Source organism: Acinetobacter sp. ANC_7634 (assembly GCF_056779875.1).
The window spans coordinates 83002-104443 of record NZ_JBWYIT010000004.1; the positions used below are offsets into that span (position 1 = coordinate 83002).

The window sequence follows — 21442 nt, forward strand, 5'->3', positions numbered from 1 at the left end:
CCGACTACCAACGGACTTCAAATTTCTTACGTAACCAGATCGCTAAACTATTTAAGCTAATCATCATCGCAAGGAGAACAATAATGGCTGCAGCAGTACGACCTTCAAAGAAGTTACGAAGTTCATTACCCTGCCACAAGAAAATCTGTACAGGCAGCGCTGTAGATTGATCGAATGGGCTTGCTGGAACACTAGCTACAAAAGCACTCATACCAATCAGCAACAATGGCGCTGTCTCACCCAATGCTTGAGCCACACCAATAATCGCACCTGTTAAAATACCTGGTAATGCCAAAGGCAGGACGTGATGAAAAACAGTTTGCAGTCTTGATGCACCCAATCCTAATGCAGCTTGGCGAATCGAAGGTGGAACGGCTTTTAAAGAAGCCCGTGTCGTAATAATCACCGTTGGCAATGTCATTAAACTTAACACAAGACCACCCACCAAAGGGGCAGATAATGGTAAATGCATCCAACCAATAAAAATTGCAGCACCAAGCAAACCAAATACAATCGATGGAACAGCAGCCAAATTATTGATGTTGACTTCTACAATATCTGTAATCCAGTTCTTTGGTGCGAACTCTTCAAGATAGATCGCAGATGCAACGCCGATTGGAATCGAAATAAAGATTACAATCAACATCATGAACAATGAGCCCATGAATGCACCAGCTAAACCAGATGTCGCTGGTGAACTACGAGAGTCAGGACTCGTGAAAATATTCGTGTTAAATGAATTTTCGATGACACCTTTAACCTTGAGTTCATCAGCAATTTGACGAATCTCAGGACTAAGTTGTTGCTGTTCATCTGGCAAAGAACGATCAATATTACCTGCAAGCCACACATCAATATTTGCATCAGCAAGGACTTTTACATCGACTATTTTACCAACCAAGCTTGGATCATTCATCACCATATCACGGATACGATATGCTTCAGAGCTCGTATAGATATAGCTTAAATCATCACGTTGTGCTTCAAGTTGAGGATCTTGTTTGATCATTGCATTGATGATCAATGCATCCCAATCCACCATGCCAACTTCAGTCTGCCACTCAATAAAGCGTTCTTCATACTGAGCTGGATTCTCACCTTCAGCCAGTACAGGTTTTGGACCAACTTCAATAATTTTTGGATCGAAATAGATTGGCAAATTCATGCTACTTTGCCAAAAAGCAGGCAAGCCTTTCGCTAAAATACTACCGAATAGCAATACTACGAAGAATAAGCCAGCAATCACTGCTGAAAAACCGAAGAAACGGAACGTCTTTTCTTTACGATGACGTTTAGCTAAAGAATTCTGAATAGTCTTCTTACGCTTTTCTCTAAGCTGCTCAGCTGTTGCTGAATCAACTGTCTCGAGAGTATTAGGATTAGAAGTACTCATTAGTCGTATTGCTCACGGTATTTACGCACGATGTAAAGTGCAACAATGTTCAAACCTAAAGTAATCACAAACAATGTAAGTCCTAGTGCGAAAGCGACTAATGCTTGCGGACTTGCAAAGTCAGTATCACCTGTTAATTGATTAACAATCGTAATCGTTACGGTCGAAACAGCTTCTAATGGATTTGCGTGTAAAAGAGGACTGTTACCAGCTGCTAGAACTACGATCATAGTTTCGCCAATTGCACGGGAAGCAGCCAATAAAAATGCACCAATAATGCCAGGCAACGCTGCTGGAATGACCACTTTACGAATCGTTTCAGATTTGGTCGCCCCTAATCCTAAAGATCCATCACGTAATGCTCGAGGCACTTGAGTAATAATGTCATCAGATAAAGAAGACACAAAAGGAATGATCATGATTCCCATGACAAAACCTGCAGTGAGCGCACTCGTTGCGTTGATATCAATACCAACCATTGCCCCTACAGTTTTAATAAATGGGCCAATAATCATGAGTGCAAATACACCATAAACGATCGTTGGAATACCAGCTAAAACTTCAATGGTCGGTTTTGCCCAAGAACGGAAGCGAGGAGAAGCATATTCAGCCAAATAAATCGCGATCATTAAACCTACTGGTACAGCAACCAATAGTGCGATCCCACTGACCATAAGCGTACCCCACAACAATGGAAGTAAACCATAGCTTCCTTCTGCACTTCCCGAAGTACTGAAACCCGGGTTCCACTCTGTTCCAAAGAAGAAATCAAAAGGATTAACAAAGCTGAAGAAGCGCATCGCTTCTCCAAACATCGACATTACAATTCCAAGTGTTGTAAGAATTGCGACACCAGAACATAAAGCTAAGCCAACATTGATGACTTTCTCGACCTGATTACGCGCTCTAAAATCTTGGCTAATTCTTTTTTTTGCCCATACTAAACCTGCCAATGCAGCGCAAATGACAACTGCTAATTTTGCAAAAGAGCCAATAGTTGAAAATTTACTCAGTTGCTCTGCAGCTGCAACTTCATAGGACGTTGCTGTATCACTGACACCAAATCCGGATGCAATCGCTTGAACACGGTCAACAACTACGTTTAGGCTTGCTGGATCTAGACTTGCTTTAATATCCTGTGGCAAATGATTAAGCACCACCTGCTCCAAGATCGTTGGCTCAACCAAGTTCCAAACAATCAAAATTAAAAATGCAGGGATACCACACCACAACGCAACTAATGCCCCATAGTAACCAGGACGTGAATGCAAAGCGGCAGAGTTATTTCCCTGACCTGCTAAGTTACGGCTTTTGCGTAATCCGATTTGATAGGCAATGGCGATGATCGCCAGTAACACACCTATAAGTAGCAGATTCATGTATTCTCCACTGTCTTTTCAATTTTCATGGTTTGAAAAAACTTTTTTCAATGAAAAAACCAATGGCAGGATAATTCCTGCCATTAGTTTGTCGTTTGATTACTTAACAGCTTTACCTGCTTTAAAGTTTGCCAAAATTGATGCGCGTTCTTTGTCAGAGAGTGAAATTAAGCCCGCTTTTTCTAACTTAGAACCTTTACCTGAAACACGCTTGTTTAAGAAATATTCAGTAAACTGTGGTAAACCTTTGATTGATTTCAAGTGTTCACCTTTTACATAGAAGAATAATGGGCGTGATACAGGGTAAGAACCATTTAAAATCGTGTTTTCAGACGGTGCCACATTGTTCACAGTTGCAACGCGTAAACGGTCACGGTTTTGATCATAGAAACCTAAACCAAACACACCAACAGCACTTGGAGAAGTCTTTAAGCGTGCAAGTGTTTCTGTATAGTCACCCGCAATTTCCACAACACGACCATCTTTACGGAACGTTGTGCAAGCTTTCTTTTTGGCATCTTTATCTAAAGCTTTAATAGCAGCATACGATTCACAACCAGCGTCCACCATTTTCTCCTGGAAGACTTCACGTGTACCATGATTCGAAGCTGGGATTACAAGCGTGATTGGCTCATTTGGTAATGATTTATCAATTTGATTCCAACGTGTATATGGGTTTTTTACCATTTTACCGTTTGAAGGCAATTCAGCTGCCAAAGCTGCAAATACATGTTGTGGACGTAATTTATAAGCTGCTTTGTTAGCATTTGAAGCAAATACGATACCGTCGTAACCGATTTTAATTTCTAATACTTGGTTAACGCCATTTTTCTTACATTCAGCCAATTCGCTCGATTTAATTGCACGAGATGAGTTAGCAATATCGATCGTATTGTCGCCAACACCATTACAAAATTGTTTTAAACCACCCGACGAACCGCCTGAACCAACTACTGGTGTTTTAAATTGAGGGAAGTTATTACCGAATTCTTCAGCCACAATACTTGCATATGGCAATACTGTAGAAGAACCCGCAATTTGAATTGTGTCACGTGCTGCATTTGCGGTTGTTGCTACAGCTGCCCCAGAAAGTGCTAATGCAATTGCAATATTTGTAAAGCGCATCATGTTATCTCTCAATTTATGCAAATTTGGAGTACGCTACTTTTTATTGAAGTATTGTACTTATTTCGATACATGCATTTTGATTTGATAATATGACAATAAGGTTACAGCTTTATTACGATTTTATTATTTTTATTACACCAACCTGCTTATTTATTTTATAATTATATTTCAACGATTTATAATAATTACGGTTAAATACTGATATTTTTATTACCTACTTATTCTTTAATAATTATCCCCCCTAATTCCGCATAAAGATTTCTTCAATCATGATCTAAAAATATGTCAAAGTTATGAATTTTGAGTATCAAAAAAGCGCTCAATTGAGCGCTTTTTTCAAAAAACAATCTATTAATCGATTGGTGGCGTATATGTACCATCAGCAATTGAAGCTTTGATGCGATCAGACTCAGCCAGTACAAGCGCAAGCAAGTTCTTCACATTGTCTAAAGTTGCTACTGGACTTAAAGTTGTCATTTTCAATGATTGAACCTGACCGACTTTAGTCACACCAATATTCGCTTCACCACGTGCAAACAATTCATCCGCAACGTTTTGGTTCAGTGTATCGAGTAATTCTGTTGGGTAACCTTCAGGAATTACACGGAATAAGACTGATGCAAATTGTGGCTCAACCAATAACTCTAAACCATCTGTTGCTTTAATATAATCTGCAACATCACGCGTTAAAGTAACACCATGGTCAATCATAGAGCCGTAAAGCTCTTCACCGAGTGCTTCAATCGTCATCCACAATTTCAACGCATCAAAACGACGTGTTGTTTGTAGCGATTTAGACACTAAGTTTGGTACACCATGCTCTTCATCATAAGCAGAGTTTAAGTATTCCGCTTCATAATGCATAAAGCGATAGTTCGCTTCATCTTTAAGTAAGAATGCACCACAAGAAATCGTTTGGAAGTAATGCTTATGGAAATCAAGTGTGATTGAATCAGAAAGCTCGATACCATCTAACAAATCACGGTGATTATTAGATAGGATTAAAGCACCGCCCCATGCTGCATCGATATGCATCCACGCGCCGTACTTGTTGGTGATTTCACGGACTTTCTTTAAAGGATCAATTGCACCCGCATCGGTAGTACCTGCAGTTGCAACCACACATGCCACAATTTTGCCTTCATTTTGAAGGTGTGCCATGGTTTTCTCTAGTGCATCCATGTCCATACGCGCATTTTCGTCGACAGGCACAGTCACTACAGATTGGAAGCCCATTCCCATCATCGCCATGTTCTTTTGCACAGAGAAGTGAGCATTTTCAGAACAAATGACTTTAACGTTTCGCATCGCTTCCGCAGGTACGCCATCACGCTGAACAGACCACGGATTGCCGTTTTCGTCTTTCCAGTTTTTCGCGATACATGCATCACGTGCAAGCAATACACCCATCAAGTTTGACTGCGTACCGCCAGAGGTGAACACACCTGCTTGACCTGCACCATAACCAACTTTTTGACGAAGCCAATCGATCAACTGAACTTCCATCAATGAACCTGCAGGGCTTTGATCCCATGAGTCCATCGATTGGTTAGTTGCGTTAATGAGTACTTCTGCGATTTGGCTAGTCACCATAGTAGGACAATGCAAATGCGCTAAAGAATGAGGATGATGTACTTTTAAGCTCTTATTAAGGAATAGCTCAACCATACGCTCTAATGACTTTTCCACACCCAATCCTTCTTTAGAAGGATTAAATGCAATTGCACTGCGAAGCTCTTTAATGCTACCGCCTGTGTACATTTTGTCATTTTTTAACCAAGCTGCTACTGCTTGAGTTGCCTGATCCATTGCTGACGTATAGTCAGCAATGGATGCAGCATCATTACAGAGCAAAGCTTTACGGTGTTCTGCAAAATCTACCATGAATTAAGCGCCTCGTACCGCAACTAATGCTTCAGAAATTGCTTTCTTAAAGCGCACAATTACTTCTTCACATTCAGCTTGGTTAATAATTAATGGGCAAAGTAGACGAATCACTGTACCGTTACGTCCACCCTTTTCTAACAACAATTTGTTGTTGAAACACGCTGCTTGGATTGCAGCAGCCAATTGACCATCTGCAGGAAGTGAACCCATATGGTCAGCAGGTTTACGCTCATCAACGATTTCGATACCGATCATTAAACCGCGGCCACGTACATTACCGATACATGGGAATTCTGCAGCTAATTTCTTCAATTCAGCTTGAAGGAAATCACCGCGCTCTTGTGCGTTTTGCGCAAGATTTTGTTCTTTAATCGTTTTGATCGTAGCAAGACCAGTACCCATAGCCAATTGGTTACCACGGAAAGTACCTGTGTGACCTGCAGGCTGCCAAGCATCAAACTTACGCTTAATACCAAGTACTGCAAGTGGTAAGCTTCCACCTACTGCTTTCGACATCACTACAACATCAGGTTCGATACCCGCATGTTCAAAGGCAAACATTTTTCCTGAACGCGCGAAACCAGCTTGTACTTCATCAAGAATTAAAACGATGTTGTGCTTTTCAGTCACTTCACGAATTTTTTTCAACCATTTCACAGGTGCTGTAACCACACCGCCCTCGCCTTGAATCGCTTCAAGGATAACTGCAGCAGGCTTAGTCACACCGCTTTCAACATCTTCGATGAAGTTTTCAAAGAAATAAGTAAGCGCGTCAACACCCGCTTCACCGCCTAAACCTAGTGGGCAACGGTATTCATGTGGATACGGCATGAATTGAACGCCTGGCATTAAACCATTAACAGCGTTTTTAGCAGACAAATTACCTGTCATTGCTAATGAGCCGTGAGTCATACCATGGTAGCCACCAGAGAAGCTGATCACAGTGCCACGACCAGTATATGTTTTTGCAAGTTTAATTGCTGCTTCTGTACCATCTGCACCAGATGGACCACAGAACTGTAGGCAGTACTCTTCTTTACCACCCGGTAATTCAGCAAGTAAAGCTTCAGTAAAAGCATCTTTTAAAGGTGTCGTTAAATCCAAAGTATGTAATGGAAGACCACTCGCTAAAGTGTCTTGAATACTTTGAATGACCGCAGGATGATTATGGCCCAAAGCCAATGTTCCTGCCCCAGCTAAACAATCGAGGTACTCTGTACCTTCAACATCAGTAACCCAGCAACCTTGTGCTTTTGCTATCGCTAAAGGCAATTTACGTGGATAGCTACGAACATTAGATTCCATCTGACTTTGGCGAGTCAAATAGTATTCGTTAGTAGAATTAGGTGCAGGATTTACAGAAGAAACGCTCATATCGAATTACCATCTCTGATATGGGTTAATAGAAATAAGTCGGGTGACTTGCGGTCCTTTGACTCGGTGCTTTATAGAGTTCTAGTTAGCCTATTGTGTAGAGTTATAACTAGAGGGCGCGATGATAACGAATTTTGAAATAAAATAAATAGATTTCTATCGTTTTCACCAGCAGATTCTAAAATATTAATGTGACAAATTGATAACTTGTATAGATTTCAAACTGTACCACTTCTATTTTAGATAAGTTTGAACTTGAGCTAAAGTAAAACAGTCCAAATTATGCAAAAAATGTTCAACTTTTTTTGCTGATTTGAACTGACTTTTTCAGTATTCCTAAATTCGAGCTTGGGCTAAAGCATAGTTTTGTAACATTATGAATCTTATATATTCATGTAGTTGTACGTGTGTGATTAAAACCACTTTTTTCACTCATTTTTTTAAGAATAGTTTCAAGAGCTCTCGATTAAAATACATCAGCAACCCCATCATCACAACGACAATCCCCCACAAGGCTTCATTATGAATAATTTCATTATTTAAGGATGCCCCCAAAACTAGGGCGATGACTGGCGTCATGACATTACTCAAAGACACTGTCGACGCTGCTAAGCGGCGGATTAACCAAAAATAGCACAGCATCGCAACAATTGATGACATGATCATTGTAAACAAAAAACCCACCATCGCTTGCGTACTTGGTAGCACAGTTGGGATTTGTTGCCAAATGAATGGAATGATTAAGAGTGATCCTAAAGCTGAAAAGATTAATGAACCTGTCGCCTGACTCATGGGGCTTAAAGGTGCATTAATTTGTTTGACCCAAAAAATCGAACTGATATACGACACCATACTGATCAGCATCAGAACCACACCCCAAGGATTGACTCGCTCATCTGCAGATTCTGCAAAAACAAATGTGAGACCCAATACGGCAATGACCATTCCACTCCATTGTAAAATAGACAACTTATGTGTTTTTAGGATGAGATGTCCAATGAGACCTGCAATTAATGGCGAAAATCCGAAGATCAGTGCCATTAAGCCTGACGTTAAATAATTTGCTGCTAAGTAGATAAATAACTGCGCACCTATTAAATTTAGGCTACCAGCCACATAACTTTTCAGCGATACATGATCAAACGGGAGTGGATCACGCATCATTTTGAGCAACGCCAAAGCAATTATAGATGCACCAAAGTATCGAATGATGAGCACCCACATTGGATGAATTTCTGCAACACTCCATACAATGGCAAGTGGTGTTGCAGCCCATATCAATACCAATAAGGCATATATACTCGCAACGACCATTATATTTGAGGAACTAGAATTCATAATTTGCTCAAAATTAAATCAATATTTTCTTAGGCACATAAAAAACAGACCTAAGTTACCCTAGGTCTGTTGCACAATCTCACCAAGTTTACTTCACAAGTTTACGAAGGTCTTGGCTAAGATCTAAATATTTATCTGCTTCAAATGCAGCTTGTTTGCTAATCAATTTTTTAAGATGACGCATTTCTTTAGCCGCATTTACCGTAATACCACCAACAATAATACCGTCAGTTACACCGAACAATACAAATGAAGATTCTGCACGTAGCTCAGGATTGATTTCACCACGAACGAGCCATTCAGCCGCTGCCATATCACCTACGAATTGGTAGTTAATGTCCAACTGATCTGTCCAGAACCATGCTGGATTAGGAGTAGGATGTTCTACACCCATTACATGGCGTGCAAAGATACCTGCTTGAAGATTAGCATTTTCCCAAGTCTCAACACGACGGTGGTTACCACAGTCACGAAGTTGAGTTGCCACATCACCTGCCGCATAAATATCAGCATTCGAGGTTTGGCAATTTTCGTTTACTTTGATCGCGAGATCAACGTCAAGACCAGCGTCAACTGCCAACTGCGCATTTGGCACAATACCGATACCATAAACCACAGCATCCGCACGAAGTTCTTGGCCATCAGCCAAAGTCACTACGATTTCTTCGCCATCAAGCTTGCACTCTGCAATTGAGGTTGAAAGACGGACATCCACACCTGCCAATTTTTGCTGTTCAAGCAAGAATTCACTCAAGATGCGTGGCGATGAACGGCCCATCACCATTGGACCCATTTCAATGACAGTGACTTCACATTCTTTGAAACGTGCAGATGATGCAAGCTCAAGACCGATTACACCACCACCAATAAGGATGATACGTTGACCTTTTTGTAACACTGGTACAAGGGCTTGTGAATCTTCAAGATTACGCAGCGTGTAAACATGTTTGCCAAGTGCATCGAAGTTTGGAAGACGACGTGCTGCACCGCCAGTTGCAATCAGCAATTTGTCATAAGCAACAACATCACCATTTTGAAGTTCGACAGTTTTGGCTTCAGCGTTGATTTTCACGACACCATTACCACGAATTGCTGTCACACCAAGATCTGCTAATTTTTCTTCAGATAAAATTTCAATCTTGGTTTCTTCAGGTTTTAAAATCACGTCTTTAGAAAGTGGTGGACGCTCATAAGGAAGATGCGTTTCATCACCAATTAATGTGATTTTACCTTCATATTTGTTTGCACGAAGCTCAAGGATCGCACTTGCGCCTGCTTGACCTGCACCAACGATGACGATGTTGTTTACATTGCTCATGGGATTAACCTTTTAATTCCGCAGATACGATACCGAAGCCCGCAATCCACTCACTAATATCTTCATAGCAGTGAGTTATCATTTCATACTCACCAACTTCGCTCAGTGCAGCAAATGCTGCCATCCAGCAACGCACTTCTTGACCACCACGACCACCTTCGACACGAATTTCTGCCTCAGTCATCGCTTCCATTGCAGCAAAATCTGCTTGTTTAAATTTCTCAAGCAATGCGATATCCCACTCAGGGCTCAGCGGTACTGCAACTGATGTATCTCCAGCAGCAAGTTTCTGACCAACTGCAATAATTTTCGCTTGACGCGCATTACGTGCTTCTTCAGTTGGATTACGGCCAGCAATTAAAAACTCTTCAACTTCTGGTGGCACTGAACCCATTTGAGGTGTTGGTGGATCATGAGACAAACCACCTGTACCCAATACAAGTACACGCTCATTTTCAAGATTAAGTGACTTAATATATTGTCCAACCGCACGGCCTAAAGCAATGGTACGCTTTGTGGTTGGCATTGGTGCGGCAGCGCCATTAATAAATATTGGAATCGTTTTATAACGATCAAGTTTTCCATCACAAAGGAAGTGTAATGGTTGAGTCACACCATGGTCAGCCTGCATACGATATGAGTATGCAACATCAACACCTTCATCTAGAACTTGACGCACAAGTGCCAAAGCCTTGTCTTCAGGAACATCGATTTTATTGTCAATTTTACCGTAATCCCAGTCACCAGCAGCCGTAGCACGGATACCGACACAGAAACTTGGCATAAGGTCGTAGAAAAAACCGTTAAAATGGTCTGGACCAAAAGTAATGATCAGTGTTGGATCGTAAGCTTTTACTTCAGCAGATAATTGTTCAAAAGCAGCACGTACTTTTTGCTCTTTTGACTGATCTTGAGGTGAAGCAAATTCCATTAAAGGACTGTGCGAAGCACAAATAAGTTTAACGGCCATGAGAGACTCCTTAAAAGGAAGGCAGCCTTAGAACAGGCTGCCGATAAGTCCATTTTTTAGACTAGATTTTATTCGTCAAAGAAACCAGCACGTGGTTGACGTAGACCACGAATACCCAAACCACATTCTGCATTGATCAGAACACCAGTTAAAGGTCGGTTATTTTGACGAGATGCCAAGAGCACATAAGAACCTGTCATTTCTTCAGGCTCAGGTAAGAAGTTCAACGGCATACCACGCGCGATTTTCTCAGGATCACGCGCATCTAAAAGACCTAGATTTTCTTGGCCTAATGATGCAGCACCTTTAATGTTTACATTCATACCTGACGGCGCAACAGCATTCACACGAACTTTGGGTGCAAGCTCGTACGCCAATTCCTTCATGATGCCTACGCCAGCATGCTTAGATGCTGTGTAAACTGGACCACCACCCGCAGAATATAATGCTGAGTTAGATAGTGTGAAGATTATCGAACCTTCAGATTTTACTAACTCATCAAGTGCAGCTTTAGCACCTAGAATTAATGCTTTCGTATTAATTCCCATGATTTCGTCAAACGCTTTATCAAGTTGCTCACCTGAAGTATTGACGATATCTGCGTAGTGATCCCAGATTCCTGCATTACCAATAAAGCAATCAAGCTTACCAAAACGCTCAACAGTTGCTTTTACAGCACGGACATTGTCTTCATAGTTGGCAACATCACCAGCGATTGCAACAATTTGATCACCAAAGCGTTCTTTTAAAGCATCGACTTTAGATTGTGAACGTTGTAACACACCAACGTGCGCACCTTCTTCAAGGAAGCGTTCAACTAAAGCCCAACCTAAACCAGAACCACCACCTGTGATCAGTGCAACTTCGCCTTTAAGCCAACCCATGATTACTCTCCTGCCATCTCAACGTATAACGCACCATCTTCAACAATCACTGGGAAAGTTTGAATTGGATCTGTCGCTGGTAAACATAATGCTTGACCGGTTTTTAAACAGAAGCGAGCTGAATGCAATGGGCATTCGACAGTGCCATCGTCTTCAAGATAACCTTCTGACATTGAAGCATTACCATGAGAACAACGGTCATTCATTGCGAAGAACTCACCACCATTGTTAAACACTGCAAGCGCATCGATACCATTAACGCCGCAATCTACTTTCAACGCTTCGCCTTCGTCTAATTCGTCAACTTGGCAAACAAAAATCTTATTCATTAGAAGAACACACTCAGGTTGTGAGAGTTATAGGTAACTTGATCAAGCGTGATCTTACGGTTGAAAATTTGGAAGCCTAAGCCACCTTCAACTTTACGGATCTTGTCATGACGTTTACCACAGTAAATCGTGACATCTTTCTCTTTTTGTGTACGGTACAAAAGATATGTAACGTATACATCGTATTCGCCTTCAACTTCAGTAGCTTCTACGATCACGTTACTCACCATATGAGTTGTACGTGATGGAGGCTCTTCAGCCCAAGCCATACCTGTTTCAAGACGAGCAACACGACGCTCTAAAAGATCTTTCGTATCATTGAACACCCAAGTTGTAGGTGGTTCAATTGAACGACGACGATCACGCGTTTGAGCATTTGGTGTTGTACGTAGCGTGTAAGAAATATCTTCAGCTAACGTATCTAACCAGTCGCGGAATTTCCAATCGTCAAGCAATTTCGCTTCACGATAGAGGAATTGGCTAATTTGATGGTGAAGTTCTAAACTCACTTGACTCATTTCATAAGCTCCTTCTCATATTCGTCAGCTGCTTTCTCAACATCTTCCCATTTTTCATGGATTAGCAAGTCTGCCCAACGACGGTACATGCCGCGTGCCGCAGTTTCTGAGAAAATGTAGTTGGTGATACCAGGGATACCATCTTCACGAATTTTCTCGTTACCAAGACCCATTTCCATAATGAGTTTGTTTTGACGCGCTTTGTAACCACGTAATACTTTTTGAATTTCGATCCAGTTTTCAGAGTCATCTTGCTCTAAGAAACCAGCTGGACCAAATGCACGTGTCGCAGAACGTTCAAACGCTTCTTTCACTTCTTGTGACGCTTCAGCATCCGCAATACAGAACGCCCATACTTCAGTTTTGTTTGGACCACGTGGGTGCCATACGCGAAGTGTTGCTGTACCGTTTAACCAAGACAATGTTGGGAACATAGTGTTATGACCAGCAAGACGTAACGCACGAATTTCACCAAGACGCTCTTTAACTTCTTCGTAAGTTTCGCGGAAATAGTTCGCTACTTCACCATCAACCCATACGTTTGCATCTGGTTTCTCTGTAAAGAAGAAGCCTGAACCGTGACCACGTGAACCATATTGGATCGCGTCTTTCGCAGTTTCCCATACAGGACGTGCAGTTTGCGCAGCACCTAATTTCTTAGTAGATTCGTCATCAGGTTTAGCACCTAATACTTGAATCGCAGATGCGTGAGAGAACAATGCATGATATTGGTCAGATGCAAACTGTTCAGCCGCAAATTTCCAGTTACATTCGATTTCCCACTTATGAACACCACCGATGATCTCAGTACCACCTGGACGACGATCTAATACGCCATCTAAGTACCAAGCGATATCACCCATGTATTCTTCAAGGTCTGGAGTTGTTTCATCCCAACAACCGAAGATTAAGCCTTTATAAGACTTCACACGGTTTACTTCGATCAAACTCCACTTCTCTTTACATGCGCCTTGAGGGAATGCACGATCTTCAAGAGGAATATCTTTAAGAGAGCCGTCTACGCCATAAGACCAACCGTGGTATGGACATGTAAATGCACGAGTGTTACCGCAGTCAGCAAAGCTCACGCGCATTGAACGGTGACGACATTGGTTTAACAATGCTTTGATTGAACCGTCTTTTTGACGTACCACGATGATCGGATCTTCACCCATATAGGTATTGAAGAAATCACCAGCCTTTGGAATTTGGCTTTCATGGCAAAGGAATAACCATGTACGACCGAACACACGTTCAAGTTCTAGTTCATAGATATCTGGATCTGTATAAATAGATGGCGTGATACGTCCATTTTGTGCATCGACTAAAGCATCGATTTCGCGCACATCAATTTTCCCACTCATGAAAAGCTCTCCTGTGACTAAATTAGACACAAACTAATAGACTCAACTTTGCAGAGATAATGAGTTTTGAACGAGTTTTGGGGAAATATTTTTTTTGTTTGAATCAAGATGTTTTATCGATAAATTAATCAATTGCTGAATACGTGAATTTTACCATATTTTAATAATAACGTTGATATTTCAATATGCTCAGCCCCACTTCACCGAATATCCATTTGTGAACTATACTCGCACTTGATCATATTTAGACATTATATGAATCAATCTTTGGATGATTTTTTATGGAACTACGACACCTACGATATTTCATTGCTGTGGCAGAAGAACTCAACTTCACCAAAGCAGCCTTGCGCCTTTATACTGCTCAGCCATCATTGAGCCAGCAGATTAAAGATCTTGAAGATGAAATTGGCGTCCCTTTGCTTTATCGTACAAAACGTAAGGTAGAACTCACTGAGGAGGGTCAAGTCTTCCTTGAACAAGCTCGCCTCACGATAGCCCAAGCAGACAAAGCAGTCGCAATGACTCGTCAGATTGCCAAATCTAAACAGCAATTGTTACGTATCGGCTTTGTTCCTGTAGTTGAAATGAAAATTTTTCCTTACGTTCTCCCTAATCTTCGTGTTCAAAACCGGGATTTAAAGATTGAATTGTTAAGCTTAAACAACTCCGATCAGTCAAAAATGTTAAAAAAAGGCGAAATTGATATCGCTTTTACTCGTCAAAATCTATTTAGTGATGAAATCGAAAGTCAATTTGTTTTACGAGAACCTTTGATTTTCTTACTCCCCAAAGATCATCCACTCGCTAAATACGATCGCATTCCAGTAAAAGAGCTCGATGGAATCGATTTCATTATTCCTTCTGAACAGCAATCTCAAACCCTAAATAAGATCATTCTAGATTTTGCAAAATACCATCAAATCAATTTAAATATTGTTCAAACTGCAGACAATATCCTCTTTAACATTAATTCTATTGGCATGAACCTGGGCTGTACTTTTCTACCTGGATATATCGCACCACTGACGATGAACAACACCGTGATTCGCCCGCTAGACGTGGAATTACCTTCAATCGATTTATTTGCAAGCTATAGAAAAAGTACTAACTCAGAAGGCGTCAAAAAATTTATGGACTTATTGAGCTCTGTTTTTTACCTTGATATTAATCGTCATTAATTAATTTTTTTTCAAATTAATGATCACCGTTAAACATAGCGGTGATTTTTATTTTTTATTTCAACCATCAGTCTTAGACTTTAGTCTAATAAAGTTTTACGAATATCATCATAAATTGTATGAATTCAGGCTTTAGAATAGACTAATTTTTAAACAACCCATTAACTAACTAGACTTGCTCTACCACTTAAGTCTAATGAATTAAAACAGATCAATGCTCAATATTGATTATCAATATGCAGATTTAAACGTATTAAACACATGTTCTGTATTTTCAGTTTTAAAAAAGAGGATGATTAAATCATCCTCTTTTTTAGTTTTTTAGGATCTGAAATTATTTAACACCATGAACTGCTAGATAATTTTTGATCACCGTATTAAATTCTTCTGCTTTTTCAACTTGTGACCAGTGACCGCACTGACTGAAAATATGTGCATCAGCATTAGGAACGATATTTAAAATGTCCCAAGTACGAGACACAGGAATCACCACATCTTGAGTACCATGAATCAATAATACAGGAACTGTAATATCTTTCATTTTTTCAAAGTCTAATGGGAACTCGAAACGATCACGGTCACGCGCACCCACAACATCCATTAAACGATCAGATGCATAGTCATTCGCCGCAGAATCAAAACGTACTTTTACCAGCTCATCTGTAATTAAGTCTTTATTTACAACGAACATTGAAAGTGTCTTACGAATACCTTCTTCTGTTAAAACTGGGTTTGCATGCGCTTTTAGGGCTGCAGTTTGTTTTGCACCACCTGTACCCATTGAAACAATACCGAGTACACGCTCTGGATAATCAAGTGCCAATTGGAATGCTAACCAACCACCTAGCGAATTACCTACTAACCATGTTTTTTCAATACCAAGTGCATCAAGAGTACGAATTGCATGATCAACCCATGCACGGATACCGTATTGAGTTCCTGGTGCAACGACAGTTTGACCATAACCAATGGTATCAATTGCGATACAACGCGCTTGCTCACCAATTGCAGGTAAATTCAACCACCAGTTAGCAGCTGCTGATACACCAGTACCAGAACCATGAAGGAATAAAATAGGCGTGCCTTCACCAATTTCATGATAATGGGTTAACTCACCTTCAGCAGTTTCGATCCATTTATCTTCTAAACCAAAGAATGAATCCGTTTTATATTCTGGAATTTGAACAGTGCTCATCATAGTCCTCTAACTGTCTATAACTGATCATATATTTGTGAAACAATCATCAGTTGATGTTTACAAATGATAGTTTTACAGTCTTATATTAACTGCTCTGTACCTTTCAACTGATACAAATTTACGATTGCATCCATCTTTTTACCAATTAAATAAATTACTGTTTTTTCTTATTTTTTTAAAATCAATATTCACCCTCTAATATGACTTGATAAGATCTCGATATGATCCTTGCTCATCATATCGAGATCAATTTCATTTTTTAGAATTTATAACTATAACTTAACGCCACACGATGCTCTTCTAAATCACTCAAGGTACCTGGAACATTGATGTTGTTATAATTAGTATCAATGAACATATAGTTGAAACCAAGACCTTTATACTTACCTTCTGGCACAACATAGTTCACGATGATGTTATTTTCATTCTCGCGACCTCGACCTGGTGTTGCCGTATCAATATTCCAACCTTGGAAATGACGTACAGTGGCAGATAATCCTGGTACACCCATTTCTTTAAAATTATAGGTATAACCTACACTCCAAGATTTCTCATCCTTACGGATAAAACTCGCGACTGACCAGTTATCTAAATAAGGTTGTGGCACCCAACCACCCAATGTTGGGAATAGTGTCGCTTTATCTCCATGCTCGCCAAACATCTCTTGATAACCCAATTGAACAGTATGCATACCATGATTGACTTTCGCCCCCATAGAAATTGCTTGGCTATCAATTTCACCAAAAAGTTTATCGCCAGTTTCACTGTTATCGAAGTAACGAATATGTGCATCTAAATTCGTTTTTTCATCAAGTTTAGTTTTATAGCTTGCAGCAACATAATGTTGCTTGAAGATGTCAGTTAAATCAGCGAACCAATAACTACCACCAATCTTTGATGTAAACTGGTGATCAACACCAACAATATACATTCCATCATCAGTTGTGAGACCTTGAGCTTCTGCCTTCGCAAAATCATTGTTTGGGAATAAGGTCAAATCTTGATACTGATTATCGTAACGCGCATTAATACCATCAATATAAGCTAAGGTTAATTTAGTATCCTGAATATCTTTCGACTCTAACCATGCACCACTATAAGTAGTTAATAATTGGCGTGATGGATCGAAGAAAATAACTGGTGACATCGGCAATAAATCACCTACTTTAAGTTCAGTTTCAGAAACTTTAACTTTTAAAGTCGCGCCGAATTTAGCATTATCGCGTTCTGTACGACTTTGACTGTTATCATATGGCATATGAATGTCATTTACAGAATCACGCGATTTCAATCCAATTGCATATTGAGCCAAGAGATCTGCACCAACTTGAATGCCTGCACCAATATCGTGATAACCCGATTTAGCATCTAAAGTGATTGCTTGCGTCCAGTTACCATAATCTAGATTTGGTGCTGTATCGTAATTACGTTCTAAATAGAAATTTTTAAATTTAAGCTGAACATTTGAATCAGCCACAAAATTCGCGTGAGCAGCAGTTGTCCCTAGAGTTGTTGCAGCAATCATTGCTAGCCATAATTTTTGATGACGCATGGCTTCATCCTATACTCAAATCAGCGTTGATGAGCATATTGCTAAATTGTGCACTCTGAAGAAATCAGACTAGAGTCTAAAAAAAATTTAGACTTTTCCGATGAAAAACAATACTTTAAAAACTCTCATTGTTATAAACAATTAATAATAGCTCAGTAACTAAGCAAATTAACTTTTACTATGGATAATTTATTATATTTTAATATCTTACAAATTAACCCAGAAGCATTTTGCCATTTTATTTAATAGTTTTTAAGTTTAACAATGACGATACGCTCTACACCAAATCACTCAATATAAGCACCCAAACATCTCACGCAATTGTTTTTTTATATGTATATTTTCTAAATTCATAAAAAAAGCACTCCTAAGAGTGCTCTTTCAAATCAATTTTAAATTATGCGTTAAGTTCTTTTGCTTTCGCCATAGTCAAAGCTAGATCTTCAATCATGTCTTCCTGACCACCAACCGTACCACGGCGACCAAGCTCCATTAAGATTTCACGCGCAGATACGCCATATTTCGCTTCAGCACGTTTAGCAAACAATAGGAATGAAGAGTAAACACCCGCATAACCCAAAGTTGCCGCATCACGGTCTGCACGAATTGGGTTGTGCATCATTGGAATCACGAGATCTTCAGCAACGTCTTGTACTTTGAACAAGTCAACGCCAGTGTCCATACCCATACGGTTAGCAACAGCAATAAACAATTCAAGTGGCGTGTTACCTGCACCAGCACCAAGACCAGCAGATGCTAAATCCACACGCACTGCACCAGCTTCAACAGCAGCAACAGTATTTGATACACCCATACCTAAGTTGTGGTGACCGTGGAAACCCAACTCAATGCTTGGGTCCAAGTGTTGACGTAAGTGACCAACGCGATCAATTACATCTTGAGGAAGCATGTAACCTGCTGAGTCAGTCACATAAATACAGTTTGCACCGTAAGACACCATCTTCTTCGCTTCTTCTAAAAGACGCTCTGGAGATGCCATGTGAGCCAACATTAAGAAGCCCACTGTGTCCATTTCTAATTTACGCGCAGCGGTGATGTGCTGTTCAGAACAGTCAGCTTCAGTACAGTGAGTTGCAACACGAATCGTTGATACACCGATTTCATGTGCCATTTTCAAGTGGTCAACCGTACCGATACCAGGAAGAAGAAGTGCAGAAACTTTTGCATTCTTCATACGCGGTACAACAGCAGACAAGTATTCTTCGTCAGTCGCTGCAGCAAAACCGTAGTTTACTGATGAACCACCAAGGCCGTCACCGTGAGTGACTTCAATTAATGGTACGCCTGCATCATCAAGTGCTGTTGAAATTGCAATCATTTGCTCAACAGTCGTTTGATGGCGCTGCGGATGCATACCATCACGTAAAGTCATATCATGAACAATAATCTTAGACATGCGGTTGCTCCTTAAGCTTCTTCTTTGTTGAATACGTGTTCAGCAAACATTTCTGCTGTACGAGCAGCTGCAGCTGTCATAATGTCGAGGTTACCTGCATATTTCGGCAAGAAATCACCCAAACCTTCTACTTCCAAGAAGATAGAAACACGGTTACCATCAAAAATTGGACCATTTACAAGTTTGTAACCTGGTACATATTTTTGCACTTCTTTAATCATCGCGTGAACTGATTCAGTGATCGCAGCTTGATCTGGCTCACCTTCAACAAGACAGTGTACTGTGTCACGCATCATAAGTGGTGGCTCAGCAGGGTTAATGATGATGATCGCTTTACCTTTTTTCGCACCACCAACTTTCTCAATAGCACCCGCAGTTGTACGTGTGAATTCGTCGATGTTTTTACGTGTACCAGGACCTACAGATTTTGTAGACACAGTCGCGATGATCTCACCATATTCAACAGGTTGAACACGTGAAACTGCTGCAACCATAGGAATTGTCGCCTGACCACCACACGTTACCATATTCACGTTAGGCACTTCACCTTCTGCAAGTAAAGCTTCTAAGTTCACAGGTGGAACACAGAAAGGACCAATTGCAGCAGGTGTTAAGTCAATCATCAGTACACCAAGTTCATTTAACTTGCGGCTGTTTTCAGCATGTACATATGCAGACGTTGCATCAAAAGCAATTTTGATATCATCTTCAATGACGTGAGGAAGAAGACCATCAACCCCTTCTGCAGTGGTTTTTAAACCCATTTTCGCAGCACGAGCAAGACCTTCAGAAGTAGGATCGATACCCACCATCCAAACTGGCTCTAACCATTCGCTACGTTGAAGTTTGTAAAGCAAATCAGTACCAATGTTACCTGGTCCGATCATTGCACATTTAATCTTTTTCATTAACGTACTCTCTCAAAATTCCGACTTATTCAGCAGCGAAAGCAGCAGTCACTGAACCAAAGCCTTCAATCTCAACTTTGAATTCATCACCTGGGTTTGCTACAACCATAGGGCCTAATGCACCTGTTAAAATAATGTCACCAGCTAACAATGGACGACCACGACGTACCATTTCATCAGCAAGCCAGACAGCTGCATTTAAAGGGTTTGCTAAGCAAGCCTTACCAACACCTTGAGACACGACTTCTTCACCACGTGTCATGATCATTTTACAATTCACTAGATCAAGGTTATCGAGTTTTACAGGACGTGAACCCAATACAAATGCAGCTGAAGATGCATTATCTGCGACAGTGTCAATCAAACTGATCTTCCAGTTTTCAATTCGACTATCCACCACCTCAACAGCAGGAAGTGCATAATCAGTCGCGCTGATAATGTCAGCATAAGTGTGTTTTTCTTTCGTTAAATCTTGTTTGATCACCAAAGCGATTTCCGCTTCTACTTTAGGTTGGATCAATAGACCTGCAGGAATCGCCTCTCCATCACCATAAGCCATGTCTGCAAACAGCATACCGAAGTCAGGTTGATCTACACCGAGTTGTGCTTGAACCACTTTTGATGTCAAACCGATTTTACGCCCAACTAAACGACGACCTTCTGATAAGGCACGCGCTGTATTCACTTCTTGTACAGCGTAAGCGATATCTACATCAGCAGCTTCACCACCCAACGTTGGGCGAATTGGTGCGATTGCACTTTGTGATAATTCAGCAGTTCGTAACGCTTGTGCTACTGATTCAACTACAGCAGAATTAGACATCAAGACTTCCTTCAACTTCATTCGATGATCTATTTGACCTTAGGAAATTGCTTGAAAACAACCTTCTAAAGGACAAATTCTTTTAGAGAGATACCTGCATCTCTGATGAGAGCTAGAATGGAAAAATCTTGACCTATATGCCAATACTTATTTTCTTTATGACAATAGTTTCAGACTATAAATAATTTATCAAATCAAGACACTATCTTATTGTTTTACATGTTTTTAAAAATTTATTATTTAAATATACAGAATGTTTAATCTATTTCTAATACTACTTATTAGACCATTGATAATAGAATTATCCATGAATTACAAATTATTAATGCACTAATCCAAAGACAAGTTATATTCTTTTATTGTTCAACTACAATTCAATTAAAATACATTTTAAAAGCCTTGTTAAGGCGACTTAAGTCGTAAAATCGGTGTTGAATATTACAATTGCTACTATCTCATCACCAAATAATCACATTTTCTC

Annotated in this window: 18 protein-coding genes; 1 reads left to right on the top strand and 17 read right to left on the bottom strand. The window is 40.3% G+C overall.

From position 1 onward, the window contains the following. Positions 1-4: 4 nt before the first annotated feature. From pstA to hcaE, 12 genes are all read right to left on the bottom strand, one after another. Positions 5-1393 carry a phosphate ABC transporter permease PstA gene (pstA, locus tag AC1M9A_RS06545; RefSeq protein ID WP_481609894.1) on the bottom strand — a complete coding sequence of 463 codons (1389 nt, stop codon included), beginning with the start codon at positions 1391-1393 and terminating at the stop codon, positions 5-7. Then, on the bottom strand, positions 1393-2772 hold the full coding sequence (gene pstC / locus AC1M9A_RS06550; protein ID WP_092767091.1) for a phosphate ABC transporter permease subunit PstC: 1380 nt from the start codon (positions 2770-2772) through the stop codon (positions 1393-1395). The genes pstA and pstC overlap by 1 nt, the downstream gene beginning before the upstream one ends. A 99-nt stretch (positions 2773-2871) precedes the next feature. Further along, positions 2872-3897 (bottom strand): substrate-binding domain-containing protein, encoded by a 1026-nt coding sequence (locus AC1M9A_RS06555; protein ID WP_179997953.1) that lies wholly within the window; start codon positions 3895-3897, stop codon positions 2872-2874. Positions 3898-4251: 354 nt separating this feature from the next. Further along, a complete protein-coding gene (locus AC1M9A_RS06560) occupies positions 4252-5784 on the bottom strand; it encodes a pyridoxal phosphate-dependent decarboxylase family protein (RefSeq protein WP_481609895.1) in 1533 nt (510 codons plus the stop codon). A 3-nt stretch (positions 5785-5787) separates the two neighbouring features. Then, positions 5788-7161, bottom strand: a complete 1374-nt coding sequence (locus tag AC1M9A_RS06565) for a diaminobutyrate--2-oxoglutarate transaminase (RefSeq protein ID WP_035267118.1) — start codon at positions 7159-7161, stop codon at positions 5788-5790. 432 nt (positions 7162-7593) lie between these two features. Continuing rightward, positions 7594-8499, bottom strand: a complete 906-nt coding sequence (locus tag AC1M9A_RS06570) for a DMT family transporter (protein ID WP_481607657.1) — start codon at positions 8497-8499, stop codon at positions 7594-7596. An 88-nt stretch (positions 8500-8587) separates the two neighbouring features. Continuing rightward, positions 8588-9817, bottom strand: coding sequence for a 3-phenylpropionate/cinnamic acid dioxygenase ferredoxin--NAD(+) reductase subunit (gene hcaD / locus AC1M9A_RS06575; protein ID WP_481609896.1), 1230 nt, complete (start codon positions 9815-9817; stop codon positions 8588-8590). Between the two features lie 4 nt (positions 9818-9821). Continuing rightward, a complete protein-coding gene (locus AC1M9A_RS06580; RefSeq protein ID WP_481609897.1) occupies positions 9822-10787 on the bottom strand; it encodes a 3-carboxyethylcatechol 2,3-dioxygenase in 966 nt (321 codons plus the stop codon). A 68-nt stretch (positions 10788-10855) separates the two neighbouring features. Then, positions 10856-11671: a 3-phenylpropionate-dihydrodiol/cinnamic acid-dihydrodiol dehydrogenase gene (hcaB, locus tag AC1M9A_RS06585; RefSeq protein WP_035267124.1), complete on the bottom strand. Its 816-nt coding sequence runs from the start codon at positions 11669-11671 to the stop codon at positions 10856-10858. 2 nt (positions 11672-11673) lie between these two features. Beyond that, the gene (gene hcaC, locus AC1M9A_RS06590; RefSeq protein WP_005181999.1) at positions 11674-12000 is read right to left on the bottom strand and encodes a 3-phenylpropionate/cinnamic acid dioxygenase ferredoxin subunit; all 327 of its coding nucleotides are present in this window, start codon (positions 11998-12000) and stop codon (positions 11674-11676) included. Beyond that, positions 12000-12518: a 3-phenylpropionate/cinnamic acid dioxygenase subunit beta gene (gene hcaF, locus AC1M9A_RS06595; RefSeq protein WP_035267127.1), complete on the bottom strand. Its 519-nt coding sequence runs from the start codon at positions 12516-12518 to the stop codon at positions 12000-12002. Before hcaF ends, hcaC begins: the two co-directional genes overlap by 1 nt. Then, a complete protein-coding gene (gene hcaE, locus AC1M9A_RS06600) occupies positions 12515-13882 on the bottom strand; it encodes a 3-phenylpropionate/cinnamic acid dioxygenase subunit alpha (RefSeq protein ID WP_092767097.1) in 1368 nt (455 codons plus the stop codon). The genes hcaF and hcaE overlap by 4 nt, the downstream gene beginning before the upstream one ends. A 281-nt stretch (positions 13883-14163) precedes the next feature. Here hcaE and hcaR point away from each other — a divergent pair, with 281 nt between their 5' ends. After that, complete coding sequence (hcaR, locus tag AC1M9A_RS06605) at positions 14164-15063, top strand: DNA-binding transcriptional regulator HcaR (RefSeq protein ID WP_481595945.1); 900 nt, start codon at positions 14164-14166, stop codon at positions 15061-15063. Between the two features lie 334 nt (positions 15064-15397). Here hcaR and AC1M9A_RS06610 read toward each other — a convergent pair whose 3' ends face one another. From AC1M9A_RS06610 to AC1M9A_RS06630, 5 genes are all read right to left on the bottom strand, one after another. Then, positions 15398-16258 (bottom strand): alpha/beta fold hydrolase, encoded by an 861-nt coding sequence (locus AC1M9A_RS06610; RefSeq protein WP_035267132.1) that lies wholly within the window; start codon positions 16256-16258, stop codon positions 15398-15400. A gap of 262 nt (positions 16259-16520) precedes the next feature. Continuing rightward, entirely contained in the window at positions 16521-17813 is a 1293-nt protein-coding gene (locus AC1M9A_RS06615) for an OprD family outer membrane porin (protein ID WP_481609898.1), read from the bottom strand. A gap of 397 nt (positions 17814-18210) precedes the next feature. Further along, positions 18211-19230 (bottom strand): 4-hydroxy-2-oxovalerate aldolase, encoded by a 1020-nt coding sequence (dmpG, locus tag AC1M9A_RS06620; RefSeq protein WP_092767099.1) that lies wholly within the window; start codon positions 19228-19230, stop codon positions 18211-18213. Between the two features lie 11 nt (positions 19231-19241). Beyond that, positions 19242-20138, bottom strand: a complete 897-nt coding sequence (locus AC1M9A_RS06625; protein ID WP_035267137.1) for an acetaldehyde dehydrogenase (acetylating) — start codon at positions 20136-20138, stop codon at positions 19242-19244. Between the two features lie 25 nt (positions 20139-20163). Beyond that, entirely contained in the window at positions 20164-20961 is a 798-nt protein-coding gene (locus AC1M9A_RS06630) for a 2-keto-4-pentenoate hydratase (protein ID WP_180028836.1), read from the bottom strand. Positions 20962-21442: the final 481 nt, after the last annotated feature.

Excerpts from the sequence above, each read along its gene's own strand:
- AC1M9A_RS06565 (WP_035267118.1), bottom strand. The coding sequence starts at position 7,161 with ATGAGCGTTTCTTCTGTAAATCCTGCACCTAATTCTACTAACGAATAC.
- AC1M9A_RS06610 (WP_035267132.1), bottom strand. The coding sequence starts at position 16,258 with ATGAGCACTGTTCAAATTCCAGAATATAAAACGGATTCATTCTTTGGT.
- AC1M9A_RS06560 (WP_481609895.1), bottom strand. The coding sequence starts at position 5,784 with ATGGTAGATTTTGCAGAACACCGTAAAGCTTTGCTCTGTAATGATGCT.
- hcaB (WP_035267124.1), bottom strand. The coding sequence starts at position 11,671 with ATGGGTTGGCTTAAAGGCGAAGTTGCACTGATCACAGGTGGTGGTTCT.
- pstA (WP_481609894.1), bottom strand. The coding sequence starts at position 1,393 with ATGAGTACTTCTAATCCTAATACTCTCGAGACAGTTGATTCAGCAACA.
- hcaC (WP_005181999.1), bottom strand. The coding sequence starts at position 12,000 with ATGAATAAGATTTTTGTTTGCCAAGTTGACGAATTAGACGAAGGCGAA.
- AC1M9A_RS06555 (WP_179997953.1), bottom strand. The coding sequence starts at position 3,897 with ATGCGCTTTACAAATATTGCAATTGCATTAGCACTTTCTGGGGCAGCT.
- AC1M9A_RS06630 (WP_180028836.1), bottom strand. The coding sequence starts at position 20,961 with ATGTCTAATTCTGCTGTAGTTGAATCAGTAGCACAAGCGTTACGAACT.
- hcaD (WP_481609896.1), bottom strand. The coding sequence starts at position 9,817 with ATGAGCAATGTAAACAACATCGTCATCGTTGGTGCAGGTCAAGCAGGC.
- AC1M9A_RS06570 (WP_481607657.1), bottom strand. The coding sequence starts at position 8,499 with ATGAATTCTAGTTCCTCAAATATAATGGTCGTTGCGAGTATATATGCC.
- hcaF (WP_035267127.1), bottom strand. The coding sequence starts at position 12,518 with ATGAGTCAAGTGAGTTTAGAACTTCACCATCAAATTAGCCAATTCCTC.
- AC1M9A_RS06615 (WP_481609898.1), bottom strand. The coding sequence starts at position 17,813 with ATGCGTCATCAAAAATTATGGCTAGCAATGATTGCTGCAACAACTCTA.
- AC1M9A_RS06625 (WP_035267137.1), bottom strand. The coding sequence starts at position 20,138 with ATGAAAAAGATTAAATGTGCAATGATCGGACCAGGTAACATTGGTACT.
- dmpG (WP_092767099.1), bottom strand. The coding sequence starts at position 19,230 with ATGTCTAAGATTATTGTTCATGATATGACTTTACGTGATGGTATGCAT.
- AC1M9A_RS06580 (WP_481609897.1), bottom strand. The coding sequence starts at position 10,787 with ATGGCCGTTAAACTTATTTGTGCTTCGCACAGTCCTTTAATGGAATTT.
- pstC (WP_092767091.1), bottom strand. The coding sequence starts at position 2,772 with ATGAATCTGCTACTTATAGGTGTGTTACTGGCGATCATCGCCATTGCC.
- hcaR (WP_481595945.1), top strand. The coding sequence starts at position 14,164 with ATGGAACTACGACACCTACGATATTTCATTGCTGTGGCAGAAGAACTC.
- hcaE (WP_092767097.1), bottom strand. The coding sequence starts at position 13,882 with ATGAGTGGGAAAATTGATGTGCGCGAAATCGATGCTTTAGTCGATGCA.